The following is an 11,052-nucleotide window of genomic DNA, read 5'->3' as shown; positions in this document are numbered from 1 at the left end:
AATGAAGAAGGTGCGCTAGCAGAGATAGTGCCGTCCTCTACAAACCGTTTGAGGTTACGTAACACTTTTTGCGAATCTTCACTTCCAATATATTTGTAGAGCATTAGGGAACCTATAGAGAGAGGTGCCAAGCAGCACCCCAATAAAATTAACTTTTCTTCATCAACTCGCGTTTGATTTCATCGGTACGCATCGTGACGTCGGCAGCAGTGATCGCCTCGTTCAGTTTCACGATGTCTTCGATTTCCTGCGGCGACTTCTCTGCCAGATGGAAAATGGCTGCACGAATCACGTCAGAACGGGTGAACTTCTCGAAACGAGGGATGAACTTCATCATCTCCAGCAGATCGAAGTACTCGTCTTCCAGCGACATTGTGCGGCTCTTAATCTTCTCTTTCCCACGAGTCGGACGCCCCTGCGGTCTGACTGGCTGGCGCATTGGGGTGCTGCTTTTTACCGGCTCTTCCGGCTCTTTGCGCTTTGCAAGGTCTCCCATTCTCATGGACATTATTCTTCCTCCAAACTCATGATGTAATCTACAAACTCTTCGAACTCGGCTTCTGCCTTCTTATCGCGTTCGGCACCAGTCATTTCAAAGATAGAACGACCTGCCTCTTCCGCGTCGTCATAAACGTTACGGTTGTACAAGTTAACCGGCGCAGCCTCGATGCCGAATGTCTCGACAATTTCTTTCGCCGCCAGAATACGTGACGCCTGGGAAGGCAGTGACGGACACTGGTTCACTACCGCGCGGATCTTCACAGTCTCGTTCACGTTGCGAACGTTGTCGATAATCGGGTCGATATCGCGCAGGGATTTCAAATCACGACGTTTAGGGCGCAGAGGGATAATGATGAAGTCTGCCAACAGCATCGCTTGTCGCTGAATTTCTGAGTCAAAACCACCCGCATCAATGACGACGTAATCGTAGCGTCCCTTCAGCGATTTGATGTGCTTGACGATGTCATCCTGAACGTAAGCGAATGGAATCAGCTCAAGATCTTCGTTCTGGCGACGGTCTTCGCACCAACTCGTAGTAGTGCGCTGAATATCAATGTCGGTGACTTGAATCTTCTTTTTCTTTTTAACTTTGAGGCATACCGCAATTTGCTGGGCAACAGTAGATTTGCCTGGGCCGCCTTTCGTGCCGCCAACCACAATGATCTTGGTCATTGGAGAGTTCCCTTTGCGTGAATTATTGTCGTATGAAACAACTTGTTTTCTTATATGCGATATAGCCTAAATGCCTACGGCAGCGGTGTAAAGATGAAATGTCAGGCACTTATAGGTAGTTAACAAATTAGCCGAATGTAAATTTGACTCGAAAAAATTCCCTGGATAGTATGACTACAGGTGGTGATGGTCACCTGGCGCCTGTCTCGCAAAGCAATAGCCCATCGTTAAACAACGTTTTATCTAAACTTGGCTCGCCAAAGTAGTTTTGACGCGTCCGGTTAGCAGGCTATCGGTAGCATTAATAAACTAACTTTTGGAGCTGACGCCATGTCTGACTACTCTTGCCTAAGCATTCTCAAGACCAAAGCTAAAAAGCTGGTTCGAATTCAAAAAATTAAGCAATCCGAGGCGCTAGAGATCGTTGCTAAAGAAGCGCAATTTTCTAGCTATCACGAGCTTAAAGAGGTCGCAAAGCGAGACCCTTTTGAGCCTCGACTGGTTCTGGCAGCAATGGGTGAATCTTCTCTGGAAGATGCTCTTTATACTGAAGAAGTCTTCTCCGCTATCGAGACTGAGGTTATGGAGCTGTTATCTGGTGAAACAGCCGATACGAATGCTTATGATTTCAACGTAGAAGACCTTGAAGCAACGAAGGTCAAGTACGACGAGAAGCGAGGCATTTTGACTGTGCTGGCGTCCTTTACGTATCAGGGAGAGCAAGACCCAGACCGTGCCTACTCAGGAACCTCATTTGAGGTTGTTGCAGAAATGCAACTAATTCTCCGTGAAAATGCCTGGAGTCTCGTTGAAGATAGTCTGGAATTGGCCTCGGTTGTATCGGATACCGATCGTGACTGGTATGACGATGTAGATGGTTAATACGAAGGCGCTCCATCTTATCGGTGGAGCGCCTTCGTACGGGCTTGTAATCAGGCATTTGGTAAATGACCGTATTGCCAGTTACACAATCGCTCTCCCATCGTGTTATGGAAGAGGATCTCGCGTTCCGTCTCTTCGGTCATAAAGTCGTCGTTACTGACATAAATAGGGTTTGCTGCATCGCAGAACAGCACGCCGGAAGTCTGTGTCTTAATCACGCAGCCATTTATCATGCAGCTCGCGATGAACAGCAGAAGCATCTTTCCGCCGCACCTCATTAAGTGTCTCATTTTTGACGTCCACTGTGCTTTGAAGCCTTTTCCTGTCCTCCTGTCTGGCCTTCTCTTCGATTGCTTGCCGGGCCGCACGACCTCCCATCGTATAAGCACCGACAAGCACGAAAAGAACGGCAGCCAGAGTCATCAGAGCAAACTTCAGCTTTGAAAATAGGCTGCCGGTCATATCAGACCATCCCGTTCTGGTGTTTTCGCACCTGTGACCAGGCGATAAAGCCGGCCACCACAATGGTCGCGATACCGAAGATGATCCGAACCGTATCACCACTGGTGATGTGTCCCTGCGCCTTGTCCATTGCCGCAGAGACCTGCGGCATGACGTCGGCCAGCTGTGCCAGACCAATTCCCGCCGTGACGGTCGCACCGGCAGTCTCTTTGGTTACAGGAACAGCCTTCACGGTTTTCACCGGCTTAACGACACCAGCGCGACGCAGACCTTCCTCAATAACTTCTGCCGCATACCAGGTGTTCGGCGTTTTGAGCGGGCCACGGCCATTTTCATGACGGATAATCGCCTCCACCAGCGGACGCAGGGTGTCGTAGTCGTGCAGATCGATGATCATGTCCGGGGTGACGCCCACGGCTTTAGATGCCTCGTTCACGTAAGCCACGGTGTTGTTTTCATGCGGAGGCGCCCAACGTTCGATGACTTCACGGATCGTATCGATGCTGGAGCCATCCTTCGCGCGGCGCTTGTCGTGGTAGGTAATGAGCGTCACTGCCAGCGCTCGAATACCCCATACAGGATCTTTGAACGTGCAGAAACGCGGTTCAGCAGGGTTGTCGATTAACCCCTGCCACGGCGAACCCTTATCGAGGTTGCCGGGGTTGTTATTACGAATGCCTCTCGGAGTTTTCATCCTTGATCTCCTGTTATTGCAGTCCATTCTTCACGCCATAAGCGGCCAGACCCAGCAGCAGCGCGGTAATCAGGAACGACGTTATCTTTGAGATAATGCCGCCAAAGAACCCACTGGAGATGGCGTCTAACCGATTAAGAAGTTTGTCCAGGTTGGAGTGCTGAATGCTGTGTTGCGCTGGTGTCATATCACCAAAGTAGGTTCTGAGCTGATCATTGACCTCCTGGCCAATTTCCTCACGTAGCTCCTTACCTAATTTGCCGACAACTTCGCGAGCAACAATAGCGGCGATACGCTCAACCTGCTGCGGCGTAACTCCAGCCATTTCATTCGACATTTTTTCCTCCATGAAAAGTAAAATCGAATGAGGAATTTATAGCATAAATGGTTAACATTTTATAGGTAATCACTTACCTATTAATTGGCGCGAAAACATCCGCGCCAATAACCCTATTCCCCTTTCAAAATGGCAGGAGACTTCACTAAAGACGCTACCAGAACCTTGAGATCCGTTAGTTCTGATTTGAGAGCTGTCACCTCGTCCTCAAGCGCCTCAATACGCTTACTCCGAACGTCTTCATCATCAATCATTTCATTGATTGCGTTAACCAGAAGCGCAGTAACACCACCATAGTTTACACCCAAGTAGTCCGTATTAGAGATTTTGTAAACGGCTTCGGGTAAAACCGTCTGCACGTCTTGAGCGATTACACCAGCTTCTTCAGAGTAGAAAGAATGTTCATCTTCTTCCAGGTTGTTCCGCTTAAAGTAAGTGTAGCCTCTTATGACCTTAACTTTATCTTTAGCGCTCGCGATCTCTTTTAGTCGTGTTTTAAGACGAATATCAGAAGTGCTAACCCATGAGGTACCAACTGCATTACCATTGCTACCAAAATTATAAGCAGCTCCGCCAACATAAAGATGTACTTCAGATCCACCTGCTGACCATTGGATCGTATCCATCCCTGAAGCCCAATTAACGCCCCATTTCACTGCCTTAAATATGTTTGCAGCACCATCAACACCAGGTAGATCTATAATCATCCCAGCCGCGCGGTCTCTCCATGAATCAAAACTACCAACCTGCATTGGGCCATAAACAAATGCCGCAGTGTTACCCACTTTTGTTGTTGATGATTGAACGGTTGGCTCTGAATCTGGCGCATTTGAGTATATTTTTTTATTTAAAGTTAATGATTGCTGTTCAATTCTTGCTATGACCTGATAATCAGACCAAAACTCATATTTACCATCGCTAACCCACTTAATGCCAGTGTCGCTATCACCTAAAGTTATTGAGTAATTGCCAAGACCGTTACCTAAAGCCGGATCCAATAGTCTAATAGAATAGTCAGAATTCGCTATTCTGTACCAATTCCCCCAATGACCATCATTACAGATAATACCCCATTTATTACCAGCCACTGAAGTCGCAACAACATTACCGTATTGAAGCGCTCCATATTGATTCCTTCCGTGAACGTGCAAATTAAACATCCACCATCCAGCCGATTCAGGTGGTAAATTCAACGCGTTTTCGCCAGATGAGTAATAACCGCTTTCCGCATTTTCAGCCATAAATCGAAGAACGCTATCACCATTTGGAACACCGATCGCCCTACCACCTACAGGAGTATTAAGGTTCTTCCTTGCCCCAACGTCTGTTACCGCACCAGTGCCTCCAAAATTAACTTTCAATGGGTGTACTTGTGCGCTGGCGCTCTCAATAAAACCCCAATCACCGCTATCGTAGATAAACAAGGAATAAAAGCCGCTCTTTGATTGCAAAAACGTACCGTTATCCTGCTGTTTTAGCCTGTCAACGTTTAGGTTTATTCTTGCTGAGTCAAGAGTTGTAGCCCCTGTGCCACCTTGCGCCATGCCAAGCGGAATCCACCCGCTAACGCCTGATTGTGTAACTCCCCATGTGCCGTCGCTTGTCAGGTTAAGACCGAATGTCCCGAACCTCATTACTGTTGAATTTGATGTTTGTACGAACCTTTCAAGTTCAAAGTTTTTTTTGGCGCGTGATACGTCTGTTGCCCCAGTACCGCCCGCACCAATGGATAGAGCCGATGTACTGTTATTGTCATTACGTGCAACGCGCCATTCGCCATTGTTTGCAATCCTCAACTCATAAGTGGATTGAGGGTTCGTAAATGAGTTGTAATCACCCTGAGTGCCGTTAATTTCCGGATCGCGACTAATAACCGCCTGAACCTGCAATGTCTTTCTTGCCGCACTCTTATCTGGCAGGTCAGCAAGGTTCTGATCTTTATGCAGCACGTTGTTTACATCTAACAGATCGGCAAATTGCTTCGCCTTTTCTGCTTCACTCTTCGCGGTATCTGCATGGGCGGCTGCATTGGTTTCACTTGCCGCCGCCGCCGCTTGGCTCGCCGCCGCCGCATCCTTGCTTGCTACGGCAGTATTTTTACTCTCAAGAGCAGAAGCCTGGCTTTCAGCAGCCGCATCTTGGCTGGCTTTCGCATTGTTGGAATAAGTGAGTGAGTCATTCGCATAGCGAGCGGCTTCCGCTTCGCTTGCCTTAGCAGCCTGCTCGCTATTAGCGGCAGCGGTTTGGCTCACGGAGGCTGCTTCTTTGCTCGCTAATGCGGAAGCCTCTGAATTAGCGGCGCTCTCTTCACTTTGGTGCGCTGCATTCTGCGAAGCGGCTGCAGCCTGCTCACTTTGTAATGCAGCTGTTTGTGATGCTGCGGCAGCCTCTTTGCTTGCCCGGGCGTTACTTTCACTGGTAGCCGCTGCCTGCTGAGAGGCAGCTGCAGCGTTTTCACTTGCCTTAGCATTAGCTTCGCTGCCCGCAGCTGCTTGTTTAGAATTTAACGCCTCTGCAGCCGCTGCTTCCGATCTGGCGGCTGCAGCCAGAGCCTTTGAGGACTCCGACTCAATGGTATCGACGTGATCTCGATACCACTGTTGGTTTTCGTTGTGCTCATTAACAATCTGTAAGAGCGACTTTACCTTTATCTCAGTGCCATCAGCAGCTTCTAGGGTGACTTCATCGAGAGCCGTCAACCAACTGCGCATCGCTTTTGAGTCAGCAGACATGCGAGTCATAAGCGCAGTAAAGCGAGCACTGAACTGTGTCAGATCGCCCTCATATGTTGTAATGATTACGCAAGGTACATCTGCCTGCGTCTCACCAGCATATGGTTCCGCCAGAACCATGCTGGTGTCACTATCGACGCGCTTAATCTCGTGTAGCTTATTGTCAGGCCCAATTACGATCATGCCTGGCAATACACCATTAGCCGTCACATTCCAGGCTGTACCTACGCCTGTTACTATGTTACTCCCCTGAGTGAATGAGATAGTACCTTCCCTGTACCACATGTTAACTCCTTAAAACGGACAAATCAGCTTCCTGCTGAACTCATATAATACACATACAAAATAGGTAATTACATACCTACTTATTTAGGCTTTAAATAATAAAACTGTTAATGTGCCAACGGCATTTGCATGATCTAATTGTCCACCATAAGACAGTGTGGTCGAGACATTTCGAGGCAGAAATAGATAGGCGCTACCGCCGCCATGCATTGCCGTCGAAGAGACGGATGCGATTCGACCACCGTAAGACGAATCAACCCACACAGTACCACCACCTTGTCCATACCCTCCGGAATATGTCCACCCATGCACACCGATATAAGGGATTACCAAATGTCTGTCATAGCTCGCCGCAGGTATGCCGATAGATGAGTTGAAACCTAACACGACCGCTTTGGCAACATCGCCCTCAATCTTTTCAGCATAAACAGTTCCGTTGAAGTAGCCTTCTTGTGCTTCAATTCTGCCTCTAAATACTCCCTGATTTGCATAGACAGTACCCCTTACCGTCACTTGGTTGAACTCAGCGTTACCGTTTTTGTTGATCGACCATCCTGCTGACGAACCAGCATAATTATCAGACTGAATTACTTGCCCAATCTTTGCGTTATCAATAGTCCCGTTTTTAATCCATGCCCCATTCATATAGGCAACGCCATTCTCAATTACAAATGGTGTTGTAATATGCCCATTAACAGAGTTAACCAATCCAAAGCGATCCGCCTGAACAAGAAATTGCGAAAGCCCTGTGCTATCGATACCAAGTGCAATACCGGCAACATACTTCTGGCCACCAGAGGTTGAGGTTTCCATCTTCAGAGTCCATGCGGTAGACACCTTCTCGTTCGTATCCGCAATCGCTTTTGCCTGCTCCTGAATGATCGCAGAGTTGCCATCAACCTCAGCCTTAATCGTATCTACTCTCTTACCAAGTGCGCCATCTGCATCTGCCCTAGCAGTAGCCTCGGATGTAATAGCTGCTTTAATGTCTTCCGATGTTTGAGCTGCCAGAGAGTTAATTTGAGAAGACAGGGCACTATCTGCATCCGTTCTGGCACTGCTCTCAGCGCCAATCGCTGCCTTAATGTCCTCCCCCGTTTGTGCCTTTAGTGTGGTTATCTGGCGAGCCAGGGACTCATCGGCGGTAGCTCTTGTCTCCTGTTCCGTCGCAATCGCAGCCTTAATATCGTCATCAAGCTGAGACTGAAGCGCAGTGATTCGCTTCGAGATAGCCTTATCCGCTTCCACACGAGCCGTCGTTTCCTCGGTAATTGACGCTTTAATTTCATCACCAATTTCAGCACGAATCTCTTCGACCTTAGTTGCCATTGCCGACATATCATCAGCGAAAGCCTTCTGCGTAGTGGCAATCTTCGCGTTGTTGATCATCTGCTTGTGCTGGTCTTCATCCTGACGGAGAGCAAGATCGATATTTGTCTTGGCAATAGCGTCGATATTTGTTGTGACCTCGGAGCTTGCGCGATCAATTTCGGCAACAGTCTTCTTCATTTCTTCAATTGCCGCAGCGCTATCATCAACGGATGACTTCATTGCCTCAATTTGCTTGGCATTAGCCTTATCGCCTTCGACACGGGCTTCACGCTCTTCAGCAATCAGCGCGGAGGCATTGTCGAGCGCAGCGTGTGCCGCTTCAACAGCGCCAGCGACGGCTTTACCCTGCTCAGAAACGGTCTCCTGCAACTCAACCAGAGCCGCATTAGAGTCCTCAACCTGTTGCAGCGCGTCGTTGACCTTGTCCAGCGTGCCTGAAACCTCATTCTTGAGATCGGTTTGAGACTGCTGGAGAGTTTCATCGGCTGCGGCCAGTTCCTTAAGGCTCTCTTCCATCTGCTTATGAAGATTGTCGACTGCATCCTGAGACGCCTTCGTATCGATTTCCTCAAGCAACTCCTGACCCAACTCGGACGAAGTAATTTTACCTGTCAGGAATGAAAGAACGTCTCTTGTCGTCGCTTCCGTACCCAAATTTGAGTTCGGCGGGCTTAACATGCCACGCTTGTTCGCCGCACGAACCCAATAGTACCAGGTCTCACTATCTCCCAAACCGGCATGGGTAAACGTTGTGCTGGCGGCCTCTGCAATCAACTTTGCTGTTTCCAAATCGTTGGTCTGGGAGGCGTACACGTTGATGTGATCGAGGTCGATTGAGTCCGGGTTGACCCAATTCAGAATCACGTTGCGGTAGTCGCCAACAGCCGTCAGAGAGGTAGGAGAGCCTGGCGGCGTCATCGTACCTTTTACTTGATAAACGGTGCTGATGATGTCCGTCTTCTTGCCGCTGAACGAAACCGCATAGAGCTGAATGTCGTATTGACCATTCTCGGCAATATTGAGGATCTCGAACTGCTCTTCGGTAACGCGTGCGGACTGCCAGTTAGAGACGTTGTTCTCATCGGAACGGCGCCAACTGATCCAATATTCCGCAGACTTACCCTCCCAGGTGGCAACGAGTTTGATTGAGAGGTTGCCCGGACTGGAGATATACGTCCCTTCCGTCACCTGCAGGTTAGTCGGCTTCGAATAAGTCGGATCGAGAACGGTGTTGTTCTCGGGGATCAGCGTCGCGCCGTTGTCGATGGCTTCGTACTTCGATGCGTTATTCTGGACAACCGTAACGTCAAACGTCCCCTGGGCATCCCCCTGAGCAACGTTGATAACGCGCACACGCATTGGCTCCAGATCTGGCTCTGTAATCGTCCAGACGCCATTCATTACCGGCATATCGCCGGAATTGAGCGCTTTGGAGAAGGTCACGTTGGTAATGTCTTCCCCGGTCTCAAGAATATCGCGCTCAACGATTTCACCTTCCTGATTCAAGATCCGGATGTAGCTACCGGCCTTATTCAGCGTAACCGGTGCGTCGAGAGTGATGCTGTTCTTTGTGAACGCCACAATGCGCCCAGAGTTGCGTTTACCAGCACGGTATTTGTTCTGAATCAGCACCGTTTCGCCCGGCATCAGGAAGGAAGCATCCAGCCCTGCCGTAAAGCTGATAACGTCCGATTCCATGCGTGCGGTATACAGCAACCACAGACCGACACGATGCGCCTGGCCACGGCTGGTACAGCCGAACGCAACCACTTCGGTTTTGCGCTCGCCATAACGACGCATCGCCTCCTGGTCTTCTACGTACTCGATGTTCTGTTTGTAGCCGTCTTCCTTGTTGTTGTAGGTCACAAGAGCCACAGACGGACGGTCTTTACGCGCAGATCCCTTGTAGCTGAACATGCCGTCTTTGACGTTCGCGTTGGTGAACATCATGACCGGATCTGACGGGCTATCCTGCATGACGTTCACCATGCCGCCAGCCCAGAAGACCATACCGCGGAAGGCTCCAGCGATATCCTGAATCAGTCGATACGCGTCCTGACGGCTGGTGATCTGGGTGTTGATAGCAAAGCGCTTCTCTTTGCCCCCGAATCCATTGTCAACTTCTTCGTCGCAGTAGCGCCCAATCTGGTAGATCTGCCCGAGGTCAATCATGGACTCAGAAACGAACTGCCCAAGGCCATAACGAGCGTTGGTAAGCACGTCGAAAAGAATCCAGGCTGGGTTTGAAGACGAAAGCAGCTTAAAGGTGCCATCCCATACGCCGATATAGGTATTTGTATTCTCATTGTAGTTGGACGGGACGCGGATCTTCAGGCCACGAACCAGATACGAACGAGACGGCATTGAGCTGCCGAACTGCTCTGAGTTAACCTTCAGGCCAACCAACGCTGAGTTCGGGTAGTTCATTGGTGTATCGACGATCTCACCGATAGAGTCCACCCACGTATCGTTAAAAATGTACTGAGTGTTGCTGTCTTCGGTAATACGAATCACGCGAATTTTGTAGGCACGACCTGGCTTGGGCAGTTTCAGTTCATAGCTGCGGTAGTAGACGCCTGTCTTTTTTGCCGTCAGCGTAACTTCGGAAGTGCTCTCCCCTTCTGCGATGGCGTCCTTGAAGGCATTGTCGCCATTGGCAATCTGGAATTTGTACTTCACGGTCGTACCGTTGGTATCACCGGTCTTTTTGTCGACGCTACGCAGTGACGGGAACTTCAGAATGACGCGGACACGGTCTGCCTCATCGTTATCAATGGCAATCGTGACGTCGTGAGTTCTTTTCAACTGGATGTTGACCGACTTCGGCGTTTCAACGAAATCGAACCCGGCCATCGGCGTCTGGTCTTGTGAACCATCACGGAAATCCCAGGTGATACCACTAAAGTTTGGTGACCCGTCTTCGTTGAGGATTGGCAGATCATCAATGAAGATCGATTTTGCGCCATCCACCAGCCCGCCAATGACACCTTCCCCGAGCAGGTCGAGGATTGACGCCATAGCACGCGAGTTTACGGTATCGTCAGCTTCAACCGGCGTGCGGCTGGAGCCACTGCTTTTCTTACCGCCAGCACCTGCAATCAGGAGAGGCAGTCTCTTCTTCTTGAACTGTTCCATGTTCAAAAATTCCCTTCTTA

At 49.5% G+C, this 11,052-nt stretch carries 9 protein-coding genes; 1 reads left to right on the top strand and 8 read right to left on the bottom strand.

Annotated features, from left to right (window positions below):
* Positions 1-148: 148 nt before the first annotated feature.
* Complete coding sequence (locus tag APU02_RS11505) at positions 149-502, bottom strand: hypothetical protein (RefSeq protein WP_192841980.1); 354 nt, start codon at positions 500-502, stop codon at positions 149-151.
* Between the two features lie 5 nt (positions 503-507).
* Positions 508-1,173 carry an AAA family ATPase gene (locus APU02_RS11500; protein ID WP_023180946.1) on the bottom strand — a complete coding sequence of 222 codons (666 nt, stop codon included), beginning with the start codon at positions 1,171-1,173 and terminating at the stop codon, positions 508-510.
* A 330-nt stretch (positions 1,174-1,503) separates the two neighbouring features.
* On the opposite strand from APU02_RS11500, the gene APU02_RS11495 reads away from it, so the two are divergent.
* Positions 1,504-2,055, top strand: coding sequence for a hypothetical protein (locus tag APU02_RS11495; protein WP_001287064.1), 552 nt, complete (start codon positions 1,504-1,506; stop codon positions 2,053-2,055).
* Between the two features lie 50 nt (positions 2,056-2,105).
* Here the strand turns inward: APU02_RS11495 and APU02_RS26685 are convergent, their stop codons facing one another.
* The 6 genes from APU02_RS26685 to APU02_RS11470 form a co-directional block, all read right to left on the bottom strand.
* Complete coding sequence (locus tag APU02_RS26685; protein WP_162269441.1) at positions 2,106-2,273, bottom strand: hypothetical protein; 168 nt, start codon at positions 2,271-2,273, stop codon at positions 2,106-2,108.
* Entirely contained in the window at positions 2,266-2,517 is a 252-nt protein-coding gene (locus APU02_RS26680; protein WP_000147960.1) for a hypothetical protein, read from the bottom strand. The genes APU02_RS26685 and APU02_RS26680 overlap by 8 nt, the downstream gene beginning before the upstream one ends.
* 1 nt (position 2,518) lies before the next feature.
* Positions 2,519-3,211: a membrane protein gene (locus APU02_RS11485; protein ID WP_047722203.1), complete on the bottom strand. Its 693-nt coding sequence runs from the start codon at positions 3,209-3,211 to the stop codon at positions 2,519-2,521.
* Between the two features lie 13 nt (positions 3,212-3,224).
* Positions 3,225-3,548, bottom strand: coding sequence for a hypothetical protein (locus tag APU02_RS11480; RefSeq protein WP_000064174.1), 324 nt, complete (start codon positions 3,546-3,548; stop codon positions 3,225-3,227).
* Positions 3,549-3,661: 113 nt separating this feature from the next.
* A complete protein-coding gene (locus tag APU02_RS11475) occupies positions 3,662-6,400 on the bottom strand; it encodes a tail fiber domain-containing protein (RefSeq protein WP_239692864.1) in 2,739 nt (912 codons plus the stop codon).
* Between the two features lie 249 nt (positions 6,401-6,649).
* Positions 6,650-11,032 carry a phage tail protein gene (locus APU02_RS11470; protein WP_047722202.1) on the bottom strand — a complete coding sequence of 1,461 codons (4,383 nt, stop codon included), beginning with the start codon at positions 11,030-11,032 and terminating at the stop codon, positions 6,650-6,652.
* Positions 11,033-11,052: the final 20 nt, after the last annotated feature.

Origin of the sequence: Citrobacter sp. 50677481, from assembly GCF_001463265.1 — a bacterium.
GTDB classification, from domain to species: Bacteria; Pseudomonadota; Gammaproteobacteria; order Enterobacterales; family Enterobacteriaceae; genus Citrobacter_A; species Citrobacter_A sedlakii.
This window is presented reverse-complemented; position numbering and strand designations above follow the sequence as displayed.